Origin of the sequence: Colwellia psychrerythraea 34H (genome assembly GCF_000012325.1) — a bacterium.
Lineage (GTDB): Bacteria > Pseudomonadota > Gammaproteobacteria > Enterobacterales > Alteromonadaceae > Colwellia > Colwellia psychrerythraea_A.
Window position 1 is genome coordinate 5,012,631 of sequence record NC_003910.7, and the last position, 17,453, is coordinate 5,030,083.

Consider the following 17,453-nt stretch of genomic DNA (forward strand, 5'->3'; position numbering starts at 1 on the left):
GCGTGGCCGCATGTTCGTTGAAGCTTAAGCTTTAATTTAACAAGCAGTTAATTACAGATTCAAAAGCCTGACACTGCAAAGTGTCAGGCTTTTTTGTGATCTTAATAACAGGAAACTGGTTCTGTCATGCAGTTAATATACAACAAGCATGGAAATGCGTGGCCGCATGTTCGTTGAAGCATAAGCTTAAACTTAACAAGCAGTTAATTAAGAATTCAAAAGCCTGACACTGAAAAGTGTCAGGCTTTTTTTTGATCTTAATAACAGGAAACTAGTTCTGTCATGCAGTTAATATACGACAAGCATGGAAATGCGTGGCCGTATGTTCGTTGAAGCTTAGGCTTTAATTTAACAAACAGTTAATAACAAATTCAAAAGTCTAACACTGAAAAGTGTTGGGATTTTTGTGGGCTCTGTAATAGGAAACTGACTTATCTTGGTGTAATACAAATAAACATGAAAAACCATTGGCATCTATTTGCCGATACTTGACAGTTGAAGCTCTAAACCTTATAAATAAGCGATATATCGTGCCTATATACAGATAAATACAATTACCCACGCTATTGCAAGGTTTTTTATAATTTTATTCCCTATAAGAGCCTATAAATGAAACTTATTTAATCGAGATCAACTGATTTTCATCGAATAATGCTATGCTGCATTTAGTTACCCCTTTATAGAATAATTGTTTTGCTACTCTTTAAAAAATCACTTGCCATCTTGTTCATCATCAGCAGTTTTTATGCTCAACAAGTAAGTGCGCAAGAAATTCAATTATCACCTGCTGATGATTTACAACAAGCTCTTAATAATAGCCAAAATGGCGATGTTATTACATTAGGACCTGGGAGTTATTTCGGTAATTTCATTATCTCCAATCAAGTAACACTTCGTAGCAATAACAAAGGCGAAGCCATTATAGACTCTCAAGGTAAAGGTCATGGTTTATGGCTGAAAAATTCACAGATCACCATAGAAAACCTAACCATAACCAACTGGGGTCATGACTTAACTGACCAAAATTCTGGTATCTATTCTCACGGTAAAATAGACAACAACAAAGTGCCTAGCTTAACCATTAGAAATAACATTTTAATCGGGGACGGTTTTGGCATCTGGCTTAATCAGGCTGACAAAGCGATTATTAGCCATAACCGCGTTAAAGGAAATTTAACATTACGTTCAGCTGACAGAGGGAACGGTATTCAAGTTGCCAATGTCACTAATAGTCATGTTTTTCTTAACGAGGTTAGTGAAACCCGTGACGGTGTTTATGTTATTTCCAGTCAAAATAATATAATTGAACAAAATACCATGCACCATTTACGCTACGGTATTCATTATATGTATTCTTATGATAATACAGTAAAAAATAATACCGCTTATGATACTCGTGCAGGTTACGCCCTAATGAGTTCACGTCGATTAACTATTACCGGCAATAAAACAACCAACAGCGAAGATTATGGTTTTTTACTGAATTTTATTACCCAATCTACTTTTAGTCATAACTATGTTAAAAACGTTTGGACAAAGCCTGAAAACAAAGTGCTTGGCCGCGATGGTAAAGGTTTATTTGTTTATAACTCTGGCTACAATACGGTAAAACACAATATTATTGATACCGCTGAAATAGGCATCCACCTTACTGCAGGCTCGGAAAACATCAAAATCTTCGGTAATAGCTTTATCAATAACCCCACCCAAGTTAAATATGTTTCCAATAAAAAACAAGAATGGAGCAAAGATGGTCGAGGTAATTACTGGAGTAATTATTTAGGCTGGGATATGGGAAATGATGGCATCGGCGATACTATTTTTGAACCGAACGACGGTATAGATAAACTCGTCTGGCAATATCCAGAAATGAAAATGATTATGGACAGCCCTGCAATTTTAATTTTGCGCTGGGTTCAAAGACAATTTCCGGTACTTAAACCTCCTGGCGTTAAAGACAGCTTCCCATTAATGAGCGCCCCAAGTTTAACAAAAAACGAGCAAGCCGCTACACCACTTGCTGTTACAACCTCTACCTTTACAAAAAGTAATTCTGCGCAGTCAGCAAACACCACTAGCGCAAGCTTGAAGGAATAATTTTATGAGTACTCCACTAGTATCACTCACCGATGCAGGTATAAGCTACCAGCAACTCGATGCTTTAAAGTCAGTGACAATGCACTTGAACCAAGGTGAGGTTCTGGGTTTATTTGGCCATAACGGCGCCGGTAAAACTACAATGATGAAACTCATCCTAGGGGTTATTTCTCCAAGTCGCGGTACGGTTGAAGTCATGGGCATGGCACCTGATTCAAAAGAAGCGTGGCATTGCCGCAGTAAAGTTGGTTACTTACCTGAAAACGTGAGCTTTTATGAACAGCTTACCGGCTTAGAAGTATTAACTTATTTTGCAAAATTAAAAGGTTTCAACAAAAAACAAGCTATTGATTTACTTGAGCAAGTGGGTATTACCCATGCGATGAAAAGACAAGTAAAGACGTACTCCAAGGGTATGCGTCAACGTTTAGGTCTAGCACAAGCATTTATCGGTGAACCAAAGTTATTATTGCTTGATGAGCCAACCGTTGGTTTAGATCCCATTGCTACCCGCGATTTTTATAAAACAGTGGATCAATTAAAGTCAAACGGCTCTAGTGTCATTCTATGTTCTCATGTTTTGCCAGGTGTTGAGCAACATATTGATCGGGCGATGATTTTATCGACTGGTGAATTACTAGCTATGGGTACGTTAGCCCAATTGCGCCAACAAGCTGCTTTACCTGTTACTATTAAACCCTTTGGACTTAATGGAACCGTGGCCAATGACAGCAAACTAAAAGGTTTTTTAACTGCCAGCTGTCCAAATACTTTATTGGTACCTGAACAAGAAAAAATGAAGGTGTTAAAGCAGCTACTCAGTCATGAAGGCTTAGATGATTTACAGGTAGATACTGCAAATTTAGAGCAAGTTTATCAGCACTTCTTGTTGAAACATGAAAGTGGAGAGAAAAAATAATGAGACAAGTATTAACCGTTGCCAATAAAGAGTTTCACGATGGTTTAAGAAATCGTTGGTTAATCTCAATCACACTCATTTTTGCTCTACTGTCTATAGGCTTAACTTACTTTGGCGCAGCAGCCTCAGGTGCTGTTGGCGTAGCTTCACTTTCAACAACGGTTGCCAGTCTAGCCAGTTTAGCTGTTTTTCTTATTCCACTTATTGCCTTGCTGCTCAGCTACGATAGCTTTGTCGGTGAACAAGAAAGCGGTACCTTGTTGTTACTATTGACCTACCCATTAAGTAAAAGCCAATTATTACTCGGTAAGTTTATTGGCCAAGGCAGCATTATCGCCCTAGCGACCTTGCTTGGTTTTGGCTCATCGGCGGTATTACTGTATTTCCAACTCGGTGACATCCAAGTATTAACAAGCTTCTCAGTATTTATTGTTAGTGCGATTTTATTAGGCTTAAGTTTTACTGCAATTTCTTATTTAATTAGTTTATCGGTAAGTGAAAAATCTAAAGCCGCTGGTTTTGCTTTAATCACTTGGTTCTTGTTTGCGCTTGCCTTTGATTTAGCGTTATTAGCTTTACTTGTTGGCGTTGAAGAAGGTATTACCCAAGCCGGTTTAACGCAATTGATGATGCTTAATCCTGCGGATATTTTCCGTTTGGTAAACCTTTCAGGCCTTGATAGTAGTGATGTTAACGGCGCTCTTGCTGTTGCCATTAATGCCAGCCTCTCACAAGGACAGTTGTTCACCGCTTTATTTGCTTGGGTTGCATTACCCTTGAGCATTGCCATATTTATCTTCAAAAGGAAAAAACTGTAATGTCTGCTATTTTTAAAACGCTCGGTGCACTTTTTTGTTTAATTGTCATATCTGCTTGTTCAGATAATTCAGCAAAACAAGCCGTAATTCATAAAGCTGTTGCCATGGAAAGCAGCGATGAATGCCATTTATGTGGCATGCTTATCACCAATTTTGATGGCCCTAAAGGCGAAGTTTTCCGAAAAGAGCAAGGTGATAAAGTCTTTAAGTTCTGCTCTACCCGCGATATGTTTAGCTATTATTTAGACCCAGAAAATACACGTAATGTCAGTCAAATACTGGTACATGATATGAGTAAAATGCCTTGGGGCAGTGACAGTATTGATGATAAATATTTTATTGATGCTAAAACTGCTTGGTATGTAACTGGCTCTGAAAAAACAGGAGCTATGGGGAAAACACTAGCGAGTTTTAGTTTACAAACAGATGCTCAAGCGTTTGCTGATGAGTTTGGCGGTAAAGTACTTAGCTTTAAAGACGTGAATCAAGATAGTCTTTGGTAGAGAGTCATTAAAGAGAACCCCATTATAAATGGGGTTCAATGACATTAAAGCTTTTCTACGCGATACCCTTTAGTTTTCAATAACGCTAAGACACTTTTATCACCCGCTAAATGTGCAACACCTACTAAAACAAATTCTTTACCTGTGCTTTTACCATTGTCAGAAAACATGCGATCAATATGTGATATCCAAGTGTGGTTTCTATCGGTTAGTAATTTTTTAAATGTTTTAGGATCATCCTTCATTGGAAGAATAGCTAACGTATTAAGCTGCTGTTCATCACCTGCTCGCCAGGCTTTAAGTAAGCCTAAAAACATCGCTTTAAAGTCTGTCATTTGCTCAAGGTTTGACTTGATGAAACGATCTTCATCGCCAATACCCATATTAGCAATCATATTCATTTGAAACTCAGCGCTCTCTAAATAGGCTATCTCTTTATTATCTCTAGTTGCTTGTTTGCTGTAGAAGATATCAACACCTTCTCCTGATAACTGTGCTTTTTGCGCTTCTAATAACGCCAGCATAGTGACCAAAAACCCAGGTTTAAAGTGCTCAAACATAGCTAGATCGACACCTAAAGAAGAAACATACTGACTGAGTTCTTTTTGCGTTTTCGTTGATAAAAAGCTGCTAATAGTTTTGCCATTGCTATAAGTCATTTGTTGCATCATTTTCAGTTGAAAATCAGCATTACTGGCATCGGATAAGTTAGCTTCTAATACTATGCTATCGCTTTGTTTATAAGCCTCATTAAATTCTTTGGGTAGTGGAAATTCTGACGGTGGTAAAATGTGCACTGTCCCCCCGATAAAAATATAGTCATTGCCTTTACTGACTTTCCAAACAGATGATTGTGCTTGCGCGGTTAAAGAAACAAAACTCATTGCAAGAAGGGATGCACCAATAAATAGATGCTTATAAGTACTTTTAATCATTAAATATCCTTATTCTTTTCTGTAAAATAATGCAGCTCAAGGTTAAAAAGCGCTGTAATCAGGCTATACCCGTTACCAATCAAGATGCATGTTTCAGAGTGCTTGAGCTATTTCAATTCAAGGCGCTGTGATGAAATAATGGTTTTTCCATTGTAAATCACAGCAACGATGAAGAGATATTGCTCAAGCGCTTCTTCGATGGGTTTAAAATGACTTTATACAGCGTTAAATAATCAAACCATAGAATGACTATGCTTAAATTATTCTCCTTGGCTAAAGTCACTTTAATTCCCACTGAAATCCTGCATTTGAATGGTAACGGGTATAAAATATTGTCGGTTTCCCTGTTCAAACCTTAAGCCAGTTGTTAGGCTAGCATTTTACTTCTAACGCATTCTTTACTCTGTGTTGGCTAACTTATGGTATTAACATTGCCGATAAAATTACTGTTACTCTACCTACTTGTATTAAATTTATCTAGTTGTAGCTCGATGAACAACCCTGTGACCTATCACACTAGTTTTGATTTTTCTCAAGTAAAAACCTATAGCTTTTACCCGAGTGATTCAAAGTTTTTTGATAGTCAAAGCCTGAGCCATGCACAGCGAAATCGTATTGAAATAGCAATAGAAAAGAGCCTCAATGCACAAGATTTTGTTTACAGTGACCTTGAAAGTGCAGATATGATAGTGACCTATCACCTAGTTAAGGGGACACGTCAAGATTACCAAGATTATAATAAAATCGTGCTATTTTGCCCACACTGTTTAAAAGCCAATACTTGGCAACAAGACAACGATGATTGGTCTATTTATCCGGGCGGTTTGATTATTGATTTAGTCGATCCTAAACGTAATCGTTCTGTGTGGCGCAGTATATATCCGCTAGATTTCAAGCCAAAAGATAACAGCACCATACAAAATGAAAAAACAATGGAAGCGGTTGATGTTATGCTGACTCAGTATCCTGGAAAATAAAAATGACACAAAAATATTTATTTATCCCAAGCTCTATTCAAGCCGCTTTTACCGATTTATAATGCTCCATTCAATAACATAAGAATCTTACCCATATATGAACTACCCAGATGACGAAACAGGCCAAGTATTAGCCGAAATGCACCAAGCAGGTATAGACTTGAGCCAATCACATCATGTGGTATTTTTTCATTTGTTTGAGAAAGAAAGCCAAGCACAGGCTATGGTTCAACATTTAAACGAACATTTGCCCGAAGTAAAATGCGACTTACACCCAGATGAAACACCTAATGTTTGGGATGTAGATTGTACCGTTGTTATGACACCATCACATGAAGCTATTGTTAAACAAGAAGAAGCTTTTGATAAAATCGTTACCCAGTTTGCTGGTTACACCGATGGCTGGGGGATTGAAGCTTAATTACCGCTTCTGAATAATACTCATGTTTAGCTTTTATCTAAAAAAATACTCTATGTATGTCTTCATAGCGGCCGAGTCTGTTGCACTCTCTCTGTGTAAGCGCCATGGGGCGATGTTCAATCGTTTTCGCCAATTTTTTGTTGTTAGAATTGTGCGTAGTGTTGGTGCTCGGGTAAACCTTACCGGCATAATTGATGACGATACCGATATTTTAATTGTTAATCATCAAAGCATGTTTGATATCTTCTCTCTTGAAGAGGTCGTAGGCTTGGATACGCGTTTTATCGGTAGAACAGGTATTATGGATAAATGGCCTGTTTCTCGAATTGTCGATAGGGTTGGTCATATTACCGTCGATCAAAAAGACAGCCGTGCCATCATCAAATTATTAAAAGACGTAAAAATTTGCAAAGGTAAAAAGGTTATCATCTTTCCTGAAGGAACACGCTCACAATCAGGACAAATTGAACCTTTTGAAGCAGGTGCAAAATTACTGGTTGAAAAGCTTAAACTTAAAGCTCAACCCGTTGTTATTAAGAACATCTTAGATGTTTATAACGAGTCTGATAAATCAGCGACTTCAGGTACCATAGAGATAGAAGCTTTACCTGCAGTCAGCATTACTGATAATTGGTACGAAGAGATACAACAACAAATGAACAAAACGTTTAGCCGATAGCTTACAGCACTGGCTAATGAGCTATCAGACCCGCTAATTGCGGCAATATGGCACACTGGGTAATTGTTTGTAACTGATAAAATATCGGCACCTTTTTAACTCGTTACAACAACGAGTTGTTATACCTAGCTTGGTGCTTCCCAATGAAAAAATCTCTCTTATTTACCGTCATACTCATGGCGTTTGATTGACCAATAGCTAGCTATTGGTCTTGAGGGAAGAAATTGAAAAACAGCCACTACTAGTTCTCACATCACACGCCCAAATTTCGAATTAAAAGTATTGTTTTTTTTACTTTATTCTTAAATAACCCGTTAGACAGTAATTTTATTTTTTCTCTATGATCTTAGTTGTGCCTTTTTCTTTTTTTGGCTTTTCAACAATATGAAAGGCCGGTAATGAAACATGCCAATAGATAGCGGCTAGGCGTAGAGCCAATGCTGCAGAGATTGACACAATCATCGCATTGGTATCATTCCAATTTAATCCATGCAATATAATAAATAAACTACCACCTAACATGGCCGCCAGCGCATAAATCTCTTCACGTAAAATCATCGGGATTACATTACATAAAACATCTCGAATCATTCCGCCGGCAATCCCCGTAATAGTACCTAATACCACAGCCACCGGAATTGGTGCGCCCAAATATAATGCTTTTTGCGTGCCTAAAACCGCAAACAAAGCTAAACCTAGTGCATCAGCAATGAGCAAGAAACGCTTAGGGATCCGTTTTGGTTGTCTAATAAGCACTATGGTGAGTATTGCAGTCGCTAAAATAACATAGAGGTAGTAGGGTTTTTCCACCCAAAAGACGGGCGTTTGTAAAATAACATCTCGAATGGTACCGCCACCCACAGCAGTAACTGAAGCCAACACCACAACACCAAAAGGATCAAGTTGATAACGCCCAGCCATAAGCGCCCCTGATAAGGCAAAAACAATGACGCCAAAAATATCTAAATAAAATAAAAAGTCGTTCATGTAAATACCAAATTAACTAAAGGGAGATTAGCTTGACGTGACTAACTGCCAGCATAGTGCTGACAGCACGAGTAAAAATAAACTGCTATAGATAGTGAAATTAACTTTTCGGCTTGCGTTAATAATATCGCGTGGCTCTGGCTGTTTGCCAAGATCATTAAAGGCCGCCTTACGTAACTTTTCGCCTTGATACATAGCGACTCCGCCGAGTCTCACGGTAAGCGAAAAAGCATGTACCGCTATAAAAAAATTATTATTGAGTTTAAATAAGTGGCCTCGTGTTAAGCGCCAAAATAATAAACTGCCCTGCCCTACAGTACTTAGTAATATCAATAACGCCATTAACCGGCTAGGCAACCATTGGATAAGCTGGATAAACAGCTGACTGTAAAAGCCAAAGTGCTTATATCGCCCTAATTTAGTATTCCAACAATAATGCATTTCTAACATTAGTCGGTAGCTCAGAGCCGCTAACGGACCAACGATAATAAAGAGGAAGCTAACCACATAAATTTGCTGCAAACTGCGAAGCAAGTGCATTTCAATAGCTGCTTTACTTAAACCCACTGATGAGAGTTGATCTGTTTCTCGCAAGAGTAATGGCTTGAGAGTTTGCTTTGCCAGATAGTTTTTTTTAGCAACTAAAGCTTGCGCAATACCTATGTTTACCTGCCCTAGATTAAGGCTGCCTAGGGCAAGATAAAGTAATAACCCTTGCCATAGGTAATCAACCGCAATAAAGTCAGCAAAGAGCCATAAAATAATAACTATCGGTACCAAAGTGACTAACAGCGCTAATAAACCAGCGATGGTTTGATGTTGAGTACCATTTTTACTGTTATTAACCTTATTACCTAACTGTAAGCAATAAAATTGGAAAAAACGTAGTGGCTCATGGGCAATGAAATGACTAACTAAGGACTTAATGATCAGCACTACCATGAGAATTAACACATGGTAAGTAAAAGGTGCTAACTCGGTGAGTACTTTCATTAATTATCCCTTTTCAATTGCCAGCTTCTAGTTTAAGTAAAGTGCTTAGGCTGCGCTAAGTACTTTACCTTTAAGTTGTCCTAACATATTCAGTACTAGTTGCGATGAGTTAACCGCCGCTGTTTCTAAATACTCTTCAAAGGTATGCGGTGATTCTTTACCAGCAATATCAGAAAGTGAGCGAATAACAACAAAAGGTGTTTTAAGCTGCAAACACGCTTGGGCTATTGCAGCACCTTCCATTTCAACTGCTGCCATAGTGGGGAAGTTAGCACGTGCTTTGGCGACATCTTCTTCTTTAGTCATGAAAGTGTCTCCTGTAGTGATCAACCCTGTTACCGCTTTAATGTTTTCCCCAGCTGTTTGGCTTAATTGTTCAATGCCTTTTTTTGCTGCTGCCACTAAATCATCATGTGGCATAAACGCCGCAGGATTGGCTGGTAATTGGCCAATTTCGTAACCAAAGGCAGTCAAATCAACATCGTGATAGCGAACTTCTGAGCTCACCACAATATCACCTACTTTTAAGCTCGCATCAAAACCACCAGCAGAGCCAGTATTAACAACGTAATCTACTTGAAAACGGTCAATTAATATTGCTGTTGCTAGCGCCGCCGCAACTTTACCAATCCCTGATTGAACAATAACGACATCACTACCGTCTAATTGGCCTTGGTGAAAAGTGTAACCTGCATGTTCTGTGCTTTTAGCATCGGTTAATTTTTCTTTTAAAATGGCAACTTCTGGCTCCATTGCGCCAATAATTCCTGCTTTCATGATCATTCCTAACTGTGTTTAATATAATTAAAATGTGTAAATAATAACTGCTCATTTCATTTCACTATGGCAATTTGAAGCATTTTTTTATGCGTATTCCTGCAGGCCGAAGAAAATAAGGTTATCGATAAATTGAATGTTTTCTACCGCTAGAATATTTTCAGTTGTCTGTGCTAACAATAACCTTGTTAACGCTTTACCATCACCACCTGTTAATATAATGCGATTAATATCACCTAATTGCTGTGCTTGCTCAATGGCTCGCTCAATCATGCCTAGCGTTGCTGCCCAACACGCGTTATTGACATTATCAGATGTGTTAGCACCAAATGCTAAGCTAGGCATTGTCTTACTTTTTGCATGAACCAAGGTGCTATGGCTTAAAATACTAGTAAACAGTGCGTTAATACCAGCTAATATCCAACCACCTTGGTGTTGACCATTACTCGTCAATAAATCTACAGTGGTCGCAGTGCCTGCATCTATTATTAATACATTTTCCTGTGGGTAAAGATGTATAGTGCCTAATAGTGCGAGCCAGCGGTCTATACCTAAGGTTGTTGGTTCTTGATACGCTGAAATCAAGGTGTTTTTTTTCTGTTCACTATGCACTTGTTTATAGCTGATTTTTTCTCTTGCACACCAAGTAGCAAGTTCATCGGTTAATGCCGACTTCGCCACATTGGCAACGATTAACTGGCTAGCTTGGTTGAAGTATTTTGTAAAATATTCTGCAGAAAACTCACTATTGTTTAGCTGCGTAGTCGCTGATAGCTCACCGCTAATGAGCTGCACATATTTCGTTCGGCTATTGCCGATATCAATTAATAGGATCATTCGTCCATCCTAAGACTTACTTCACCACCGTAGACTGGTTTAACTTGCCCGTCGACCTCTAGCAGTAAAGCACCTTGGTTATTAACTCCTCGACATATGCCGTGAGTTACTCGTTCGCCGGTAATTAATTTTACCCGCTTATTTAAAAAAGCATCATGAGCATGCCACTCTTCTAACATCGGCACTAAACCCACTTGCTGATGTTGTTGTAATCGCTTTCGTAAACAACTGATTAATTGTGCACTGAGTCCATTTCTATCGATTTTGACTTTACTGTGTGATTGTAGATCTGTCCATTTTTGTTCAATTAATTTACCTGCGTCCACTGGCATATGTAGATTTAAACCAATGCCAATAACACAATGACTAGGCTCTAATGCCTGCCCTTCAAGATCAATTAAGATACCTGCGAGCTTGACGCCATCAAGATAAATATCATTAGGCCACTTCAACTGAACTTGTACGTTACTATGGGCTTTTACTGCATCGCTGACCGCTAGTGCCGTTAGTAAACTTAATCCCATAGCCCCTGATAATCCTTGTTCTAAGTACCAGTACATAGACAAGTATATTTGCGAGCCAAAAGGTGAAATCCACTGCCTACCACGACGACCTCGACCAGCACTTTGATATTCAGCTAAACAAACCTGCCCTGATGTTACTTGATTAGGCAAACGCCTCATTAAATAATCATTAGTAGAGTCAATTAAGCTATGCACTTCAATCAATGGTAAGTCGCTTTGCTTTTCAGCTTGCGGGTTTTTTTCATCAGCCAATAGACTGATAATTTTGTCTTTCTCTAATAAGTACAGCGGCTGCGCCAGCTTGTAACCTTTACCGGTGACACTGTAAATATCTAAGCCAATTTCGGTTAATACTTTAATATGTTTAGCGATAGCAGTACGACTGATGCCTAATTGCTCACCGAGCAACTGTCCTGAAATAAATTGACCTGAGGCTAATGACTTAACTAAGTGCTCTTTAACTGTTTTAGTCATCACTACTACCTCTAATAGAATTACTATCTCCAATAACAGTGATATTTTCGATAGGATTTAAATCACTCAACGAAGAGAATGATCTCTCGCCTTTATGTGTAATCATGCGCACTTCAGGTATTAATGATACTGAGAATTTTTTTGCTACTTTCTGTTGAATATACTTAGCTAAACTAATAATTTCTGCCCCTAGTTCACTACCATAATTCACTAGAACTAAGGCTTGTTGTTGATGAACGCCAACGTCGCCATGGCGAAATCCTTTTAATCCCGCCTGATCAATTAACCAACCAGCGGCCAGTTTTATCTCACCGTTTTTCTGAGGGAAATGGGGGATTTTAGGGTATTGTTGCTGTAATTGAGCAAAATCTGCATCATTGACTATGGGGTTTTTAAAGAAACTACCTGCATTAGGTAACTCTTTAGGATCAGGTAACTTGCTACTGCGTAATGCAATGACTTGCGCCATCACTTGTTTAGCCGTGCTTTCTTTGGCAAGAGTATCTAGTCCCGCATAAGAAAGATTTGCTTGCCATGCTTTCGGAAAATTAAAGGTCACTTGAGTAATTAACCCTTTGTTATAACGTTCCTGCTTAAAAATGCTATCACGGTAGGCAAATCGACAAGCTTGTTTAGTGAGCGAGTGCAGTGTTTCACTGGCAAATTCATACCACTGTATTTCTTGACAAAAATCAGCAAATTCCACCCCGTAAGCGCCAATATTTTGCACTGGCGCTGCACCAACGCTACCGGGAATCAGGGCTAAATTCTCTAAACCATAAATCCCCTGCTCTAGACAAAAACAGACAAGGTCATGCCAATTTTCTGCTGCGCCGACGGTAACAACAAAGTGATCATCTTGTTCAACAATACTGATACCGTTAAATTTCGGTTGGATGATAATTGGTGCTTGAGCTTCTACAAACAGAGTATTACTACCTTCGCCAAGAATATAAAAGTTGTCTGAGGTATTGCCAGCAGATAAATCAGGTAACTGCTGCAATTCTGCCAGGGAACTTGGGAAATAGATGCGTGAGCAACTCGCCTTAATATTAAAGCTGTTACTGCTTTTTAGGGAGTAATTTTGATTTGAGTGCATAGCCATGAAAATGAAAAATGAAAGAATCATTATTGTACTGAAAAATCTACTTAACTCCAATTATTCACAACGATTAACCAAGATAAGGTAACAAAGAATTTCTTGCTACCTTATTTATATGTATGACTCATTTTATTTATTACTAGTACTTTACTAGCACTTTATGAGTAATTTACTGTTCAAAGAGGCTAAATACGCACTAGAACATCATTAAGGGCTAAACGAGATTTTGGTAACTTGGCGTTGAAATCGTCTTCTGGGTGATGATAACCAATAGCCAATGCTACATCACATTGATAACCATCAAGCTCTTCGCTAAACTCTTTATTCACCAACTCAATATCAATACCTTCCATTGGTGTGGAATCAATTTGTAGTCGAGCAAGTATATGAAGAGTATTACCTAAGGCTAAGTAAGTTTGTGCTTTGGTCCAAGTACTGGTATCACCAGATTCGCTAGTATTTAGCTCCGCAAATGAATAAACAGCAAAAGCTGCTTCTCGTTTTTCAGCAAGTGTGCGTTTGTCTTCAATACCTTTGTCAACTACCTTGGCATAGTCCTCACGTGTATATTTTGGATTATGAGCAAAAAGTATCACCTGCGAGCTATCAAAAACATGTTTCTTATTATACTCATGCATATTGGCAAAGGTATTATTCAAGCGCTGCTTGGCGGCATCACTTTCAAGTACGATAAACTTCCATGGCTGGGAATTGATAGACGAAGCTGAAAGACGCATTGCTTCATATAGGACATCTAAATCTGTTTGGGGAATTTTTCTCGTTGCGTCGTATTTTTTTACCGTATGGCGGCTAGCAAGATCTTCGATAATAGGGTGAGTCATAATGATTCCATCAAGAAAAGTAATATCAACATAAGGTAGTAGCTATGACGTTGATATTCAATGTCGCTAAGGTGTTTTTTTACTTAACATTACCTTAGCGACTATATGGCTTCGTTTGAAGACTATTTATTTACGTCAACCACGACACGACCAGTAACGTTGCCATCAAGTAACTTACCTGCCACGTCGATAGACTCTTCTAAACTAATCACTTCTGCTATCGATTCCATTTCCGTTGCTGGTAAAATTTCCGATAGTTTTTTCCATGCTGCTATTCTATCTGCTCTAGGGCGCATAACACTATCAACACCTAATAAAGAAACTCCTCTTAAAATAAAGGGAGCCACTGAGGCAGGTAAGTCCATGCCTTGTGCCAAACCACAAGCCGCAACAGCGCCACCATATTGGATGCTTGCGCAAACATTGGCGAGAGTATGACTGCCAATAGAATCAACCGCGCCAGCCCATTTTTCTTTCATTAACGGTTTACCTGGCGCTGATAATTCATTTCTATCGATAATCTCAGTCGCACCTAAGTCATATAGATAATCATGTTGATCACTACTACCTGTCGAGGCAACAACTGAGTAACCCATTAAGGAAAGCAGTTTCACCGCAAAACTACCAACACCACCAGTGGCGCCCGTAACGAGAATTTTACCACTTTGGGGAGTAATACCGTTTTTTTCTAATGCCAGAATACACAACATAGCGGTATAACCTGCGGTACCAATTGACATAGCCTGCAGCGGTGAAATAGCTGCAGGTAAAGGAATGAGCCAGTCACTATTTACTTTCGCTTTTTGTGATAAACCACCCATATGCTTTTCACCAACTCCAAAGCCGTTCAGTAACACTTTATCACCAACTTTGAATTCATCACTTTCACTGTGTTCGACAATGCCACTGAAATCTATCCCTGGTATCATAGGAAAACTTCTTATTACGGGAGCTTTCCCAGTTATTGCTAAGGCATCTTTATAATTAAGCGTGCTATAGAGGACTTTCACTAGGACATTACCTTGGGATAAGGTTTCCTCAGGTAATTCAGTGATCGATGTCTTGTAACCGTTTTCATCTTTATTTACCAGTAAACATTTAAACATATGAACCTCCAATATAGACTGATCGTCTATTAATTAATAAAATATTATTTTTTTAACAACTGTAAGAAATGATTGATAAAAATATCAATCGGCTTAGTTGTTTGAACCAACTTGCAACGGCTTACCGCACCTTCCCAACCAATCCAAAAAAACTCTGCTAACAAGTGATGTTCTTCTTGTTCAGCATCAGGGCAAAGCACATTGAGGTGATCAAAGATTTTATTTTGCCAGCCCTGCATCACCATCACTAACTTATCTCGGTGGCTCTCAGGTAAAACAGCAATTTCTTGTTCTAAGTTGCCCACTAAACAGCCACGATTAAAATTATAGCGTTCGATACCTGCTTTAGCATCATCAACAAAACTTATTAACCTTTGTTCAGGCGCTAACTGGTCATTTTTTAAGTGCGAATCAAGTTTACGACCGAAGTAGTTGTCGTAATAGTCAATTACCGCTAAACCAAAAACTTCTTTATTAGCAAAGTAATAATAGAAAGATCCCTTAGGTACCGACACTTTTTTTAATATCTGATCTAAACCCGATGAAGCAAAACCAAATTGCGTGAAGTGTTCAACGCCACTACTGATTAGTTCAGTTTTGGTATTAGTGGTATCTCGGCCAGACTTTGCAGGTCTGCCTCTTCGTTTTTTAATAGTATCTAATTGCATAAACCAATATTAGACCGATCGTCTATTTAAATGCAAGTATTAAATTGTCTAAAGAATGAACAATAAAATAAATACAACAACAACTAACATGGTCAAATAAACTATTTTCATGGTCAATTTAACTAAAAAGTTAAAACAAAATCTTCTGCTTGATTTTCATGCAATCCAAATAAAATAATATATTCATTAATTATCAACAAGTTAAAACATTATTAATCTTTGGCACAGCACTTGTAATAGCTATTGCATACCAGACGATGTTTAACATCCAAATAGAAAACTAACACTACAACGTAACCAACAAATACAAAGAGAAGAAGGAATTTATTATGAGCACATTTAACATGACTAAAAAAACTAGCAGCAAAATTAAAGATGTAAGCCTTGCACTAGTACTTATCGGATCTTTAATGGGCGCCACGCTAAGCACTAGCGTTAATGCCGCACCTTTACCTGATGTTGAAAAAGCCGTAAGCGACTTTATTGTTGCCCAGGGAGAAAAAATGATTACTGAATTAAATACACAATTACAGCAATCTATAGAGAACGAAATTGAAGAATTTTCAGCCAACTTTTCATTTGATAATACGTCAACTTGGTTAGCAATAGAGCAAGAATACAAGCAAGCTACACCAGCAGTTAACGATGATAGCAAAGTAGCTAATTAAGTGACCAGCAGAGCTTTAAACCAACTTAATAACATGTAATCAAATTGCATGTTATTAAATTTAAAAACTAAATAGTTAAACTAAATATCAAAAATAAGCAGGAGAAAATTATGGGATTATTCAGCCGTTTTACCGACATTGTTAATGCAAATTTAAACAGCATGTTAGACAAAGCCGAGCATCCAGAAAAAATGATTCGCATGATCATTGGCGAAATGGAAGAAACATTAGTTGAAGTGCGTTCAACAGCAGCCAAAAATATTGCTGAACAAAAGACCTTGGCAAGAAAAGTTAAAACGACTCAGGAAGGCGTTGCTCATTGGCATGACAAAGCAGAGATTGCGTTAAATAAAGGTAGAGAAGATTTAGCAAAATCAGCCCTTGCGCAAAAACATAAATGCCAAGCTGAATTAACTCAGCTAAATGAAGAAAATGTACAATTAACTGACTTGTTGAGCGCCATTCAAGAAGATGCGCAACGCTTGCAAGATAAGCTTAGTGAAGCCAAACGTCGTCAAGATGCATTAAGACTTCGTCAAGAATCCGCTGAAGTGAGATTAAAGGTGCGAGAAAAAGCTGTGATTCATAATATTGATGAAGCAATGGCCAAATTTGAACGTTACCAACAAAAAATTGATCATCTTGAAGCGCAAGTTGAATCTTATGATTTAACAGAGAATAAAGATTTATCAACACAGATATCTGACCTTGAACAAGACGATAACATTGAAGCGGAATTAGCTGAAATGAAAAAGAAAGTTGTTAACGGTTAATGATTGAATATAGCAACTCCCTCGTTTAGACGAGGGCAGTCATTTTATATAAGTAATAGTGTAAACGTTAGATTGTAAAACTAAGGAGTTCCCATGAAATATGACAGAGAATATTCAAGTATAAAAAATGTTCGCCAGACATTATGTAAAGACGTAGCAAATAAAAAATTGACTGGTGTCTGTGCAGGTATTGCCAAATATTATGACTTCCCTCGATTAGCTGTGCGCATCGTCGCTATTGCCGTACTGATTATGTTACCCGTAGCCACGGGCGTTGCGTATGTCGTAGCAAGTATGTTGTTACCTAACAGTAAATATTACTAATTTAGAACTAATCTAAATACTTTTCATCT

General features: G+C 38.2%; 20 protein-coding genes. 10 read left to right on the forward strand and 10 right to left on the reverse strand.

What is annotated here, in order from left to right:
• The first annotated feature begins 693 nt into the window (after positions 1–693).
• From CPS_RS21275 to CPS_RS21290, 4 genes are read left to right on the forward strand one after another with little or no spacing between them, the layout of a single operon-like run.
• Complete coding sequence (locus CPS_RS21275) at positions 694–2,097, forward strand: nitrous oxide reductase family maturation protein NosD (RefSeq protein WP_011045458.1); 1,404 nt, start codon at positions 694–696, stop codon at positions 2,095–2,097.
• A 4-nt stretch (positions 2,098–2,101) separates the two neighbouring features.
• On the forward strand, positions 2,102–3,016 hold the full coding sequence (locus tag CPS_RS21280) for an ABC transporter ATP-binding protein (protein WP_011045459.1): 915 nt from the start codon (positions 2,102–2,104) through the stop codon (positions 3,014–3,016).
• The gene (locus CPS_RS21285; RefSeq protein WP_011045460.1) at positions 3,016–3,834 is read left to right on the forward strand and encodes an ABC transporter permease; all 819 of its coding nucleotides are present in this window, start codon (positions 3,016–3,018) and stop codon (positions 3,832–3,834) included. Before CPS_RS21280 ends, CPS_RS21285 begins: the two co-directional genes overlap by 1 nt.
• Positions 3,834–4,337, forward strand: a complete 504-nt coding sequence (locus tag CPS_RS21290; protein ID WP_011045461.1) for a nitrous oxide reductase accessory protein NosL — start codon at positions 3,834–3,836, stop codon at positions 4,335–4,337. Before CPS_RS21285 ends, CPS_RS21290 begins: the two co-directional genes overlap by 1 nt.
• A gap of 44 nt (positions 4,338–4,381) precedes the next feature.
• Here the strand turns inward: CPS_RS21290 and CPS_RS21295 are convergent, their stop codons facing one another.
• Positions 4,382–5,272 carry a TraB/GumN family protein gene (locus CPS_RS21295; protein WP_011045462.1) on the reverse strand — a complete coding sequence of 297 codons (891 nt, stop codon included), beginning with the start codon at positions 5,270–5,272 and terminating at the stop codon, positions 4,382–4,384.
• A gap of 491 nt (positions 5,273–5,763) precedes the next feature.
• Here CPS_RS21295 and CPS_RS21300 point away from each other — a divergent pair, with 491 nt between their 5' ends.
• From CPS_RS21300 to CPS_RS21310, 3 genes are all read left to right on the forward strand, one after another.
• Positions 5,764–6,249: a DUF4136 domain-containing protein gene (locus tag CPS_RS21300; protein WP_238383569.1), complete on the forward strand. Its 486-nt coding sequence runs from the start codon at positions 5,764–5,766 to the stop codon at positions 6,247–6,249.
• Positions 6,250–6,346: 97 nt separating this feature from the next.
• Positions 6,347–6,670 carry a ribonuclease E inhibitor RraB gene (locus CPS_RS21305; RefSeq protein WP_011045464.1) on the forward strand — a complete coding sequence of 108 codons (324 nt, stop codon included), beginning with the start codon at positions 6,347–6,349 and terminating at the stop codon, positions 6,668–6,670.
• A gap of 52 nt (positions 6,671–6,722) precedes the next feature.
• A complete protein-coding gene (locus CPS_RS21310) occupies positions 6,723–7,349 on the forward strand; it encodes a lysophospholipid acyltransferase family protein (protein ID WP_232769283.1) in 627 nt (208 codons plus the stop codon).
• Positions 7,350–7,676: 327 nt separating this feature from the next.
• Here the strand turns inward: CPS_RS21310 and CPS_RS21315 are convergent, their stop codons facing one another.
• The 9 genes from CPS_RS21315 to CPS_RS21355 form a co-directional block, all read right to left on the reverse strand.
• Positions 7,677–8,336, reverse strand: a complete 660-nt coding sequence (locus CPS_RS21315) for a trimeric intracellular cation channel family protein (RefSeq protein ID WP_011045466.1) — start codon at positions 8,334–8,336, stop codon at positions 7,677–7,679.
• Positions 8,337–8,363: 27 nt separating this feature from the next.
• Positions 8,364–9,329, reverse strand: a complete 966-nt coding sequence (locus CPS_RS21320; protein WP_011045467.1) for a cobalamin biosynthesis protein CobD/CbiB — start codon at positions 9,327–9,329, stop codon at positions 8,364–8,366.
• A 45-nt stretch (positions 9,330–9,374) separates the two neighbouring features.
• A complete protein-coding gene (mtnN, locus tag CPS_RS21325; protein ID WP_011045468.1) occupies positions 9,375–10,106 on the reverse strand; it encodes a 5'-methylthioadenosine/S-adenosylhomocysteine nucleosidase in 732 nt (243 codons plus the stop codon).
• An 87-nt stretch (positions 10,107–10,193) separates the two neighbouring features.
• Entirely contained in the window at positions 10,194–10,943 is a 750-nt protein-coding gene (locus CPS_RS21330) for a pantothenate kinase (protein WP_011045469.1), read from the reverse strand.
• Positions 10,940–11,941 carry a bifunctional biotin--[acetyl-CoA-carboxylase] ligase/biotin operon repressor BirA gene (gene birA / locus CPS_RS21335; protein WP_011045470.1) on the reverse strand — a complete coding sequence of 334 codons (1,002 nt, stop codon included), beginning with the start codon at positions 11,939–11,941 and terminating at the stop codon, positions 10,940–10,942. The genes CPS_RS21330 and birA overlap by 4 nt, the downstream gene beginning before the upstream one ends.
• On the reverse strand, positions 11,934–13,070 hold the full coding sequence (gene murB / locus CPS_RS21340; RefSeq protein ID WP_238383570.1) for a UDP-N-acetylmuramate dehydrogenase: 1,137 nt from the start codon (positions 13,068–13,070) through the stop codon (positions 11,934–11,936). The genes birA and murB overlap by 8 nt, the downstream gene beginning before the upstream one ends.
• Positions 13,071–13,228: 158 nt before the next feature.
• Positions 13,229–13,885: a nitroreductase family protein gene (locus CPS_RS21345; RefSeq protein WP_011045472.1), complete on the reverse strand. Its 657-nt coding sequence runs from the start codon at positions 13,883–13,885 to the stop codon at positions 13,229–13,231.
• 122 nt (positions 13,886–14,007) lie between these two features.
• Positions 14,008–14,991 carry an oxidoreductase gene (locus tag CPS_RS21350; RefSeq protein ID WP_011045473.1) on the reverse strand — a complete coding sequence of 328 codons (984 nt, stop codon included), beginning with the start codon at positions 14,989–14,991 and terminating at the stop codon, positions 14,008–14,010.
• Positions 14,992–15,035: 44 nt separating this feature from the next.
• Positions 15,036–15,659, reverse strand: coding sequence for a TetR family transcriptional regulator C-terminal domain-containing protein (locus CPS_RS21355; RefSeq protein ID WP_011045474.1), 624 nt, complete (start codon positions 15,657–15,659; stop codon positions 15,036–15,038).
• Positions 15,660–15,988: 329 nt separating this feature from the next.
• On the opposite strand from CPS_RS21355, the gene CPS_RS21360 reads away from it, so the two are divergent.
• The 3 genes from CPS_RS21360 to CPS_RS21370 all read left to right on the forward strand — a co-directional run bounded on the left by CPS_RS21360 (position 15,989) and on the right by CPS_RS21370 (position 17,424).
• Positions 15,989–16,327: a hypothetical protein gene (locus tag CPS_RS21360; RefSeq protein ID WP_011045475.1), complete on the forward strand. Its 339-nt coding sequence runs from the start codon at positions 15,989–15,991 to the stop codon at positions 16,325–16,327.
• A gap of 110 nt (positions 16,328–16,437) precedes the next feature.
• The gene (pspA, locus tag CPS_RS21365; RefSeq protein ID WP_011045476.1) at positions 16,438–17,100 is read left to right on the forward strand and encodes a phage shock protein PspA; all 663 of its coding nucleotides are present in this window, start codon (positions 16,438–16,440) and stop codon (positions 17,098–17,100) included.
• A gap of 93 nt (positions 17,101–17,193) precedes the next feature.
• On the forward strand, positions 17,194–17,424 hold the full coding sequence (locus tag CPS_RS21370) for a PspC domain-containing protein (protein ID WP_011045477.1): 231 nt from the start codon (positions 17,194–17,196) through the stop codon (positions 17,422–17,424).
• Positions 17,425–17,453: the final 29 nt, after the last annotated feature.

Coding starts and splice junctions, on each gene's coding strand:
- murB (WP_238383570.1), bottom strand. CDS start 13,070: ATGATTCTTTCATTTTTCATTTTCATGGCTATGCACTCAAATCAAAAT.
- CPS_RS21290 (WP_011045461.1), top strand. CDS start 3,834: ATGTCTGCTATTTTTAAAACGCTCGGTGCACTTTTTTGTTTAATTGTC.
- pspA (WP_011045476.1), top strand. CDS start 16,438: ATGGGATTATTCAGCCGTTTTACCGACATTGTTAATGCAAATTTAAAC.
- CPS_RS21330 (WP_011045469.1), bottom strand. CDS start 10,943: ATGATCCTATTAATTGATATCGGCAATAGCCGAACGAAATATGTGCAG.
- CPS_RS21345 (WP_011045472.1), bottom strand. CDS start 13,885: ATGACTCACCCTATTATCGAAGATCTTGCTAGCCGCCATACGGTAAAA.
- birA (WP_011045470.1), bottom strand. CDS start 11,941: ATGACTAAAACAGTTAAAGAGCACTTAGTTAAGTCATTAGCCTCAGGT.
- CPS_RS21280 (WP_011045459.1), top strand. CDS start 2,102: ATGAGTACTCCACTAGTATCACTCACCGATGCAGGTATAAGCTACCAG.
- CPS_RS21305 (WP_011045464.1), top strand. CDS start 6,347: ATGAACTACCCAGATGACGAAACAGGCCAAGTATTAGCCGAAATGCAC.
- CPS_RS21355 (WP_011045474.1), bottom strand. CDS start 15,659: ATGCAATTAGATACTATTAAAAAACGAAGAGGCAGACCTGCAAAGTCT.
- CPS_RS21370 (WP_011045477.1), top strand. CDS start 17,194: ATGAAATATGACAGAGAATATTCAAGTATAAAAAATGTTCGCCAGACA.
- CPS_RS21360 (WP_011045475.1), top strand. CDS start 15,989: ATGAGCACATTTAACATGACTAAAAAAACTAGCAGCAAAATTAAAGAT.
- CPS_RS21310 (WP_232769283.1), top strand. CDS start 6,723: ATGTATGTCTTCATAGCGGCCGAGTCTGTTGCACTCTCTCTGTGTAAG.
- CPS_RS21320 (WP_011045467.1), bottom strand. CDS start 9,329: ATGAAAGTACTCACCGAGTTAGCACCTTTTACTTACCATGTGTTAATT.
- CPS_RS21285 (WP_011045460.1), top strand. CDS start 3,016: ATGAGACAAGTATTAACCGTTGCCAATAAAGAGTTTCACGATGGTTTA.
- CPS_RS21295 (WP_011045462.1), bottom strand. CDS start 5,272: ATGATTAAAAGTACTTATAAGCATCTATTTATTGGTGCATCCCTTCTT.
- CPS_RS21350 (WP_011045473.1), bottom strand. CDS start 14,991: ATGTTTAAATGTTTACTGGTAAATAAAGATGAAAACGGTTACAAGACA.
- CPS_RS21315 (WP_011045466.1), bottom strand. CDS start 8,336: ATGAACGACTTTTTATTTTATTTAGATATTTTTGGCGTCATTGTTTTT.
- mtnN (WP_011045468.1), bottom strand. CDS start 10,106: ATGAAAGCAGGAATTATTGGCGCAATGGAGCCAGAAGTTGCCATTTTA.
- CPS_RS21300 (WP_238383569.1), top strand. CDS start 5,764: ATGAACAACCCTGTGACCTATCACACTAGTTTTGATTTTTCTCAAGTA.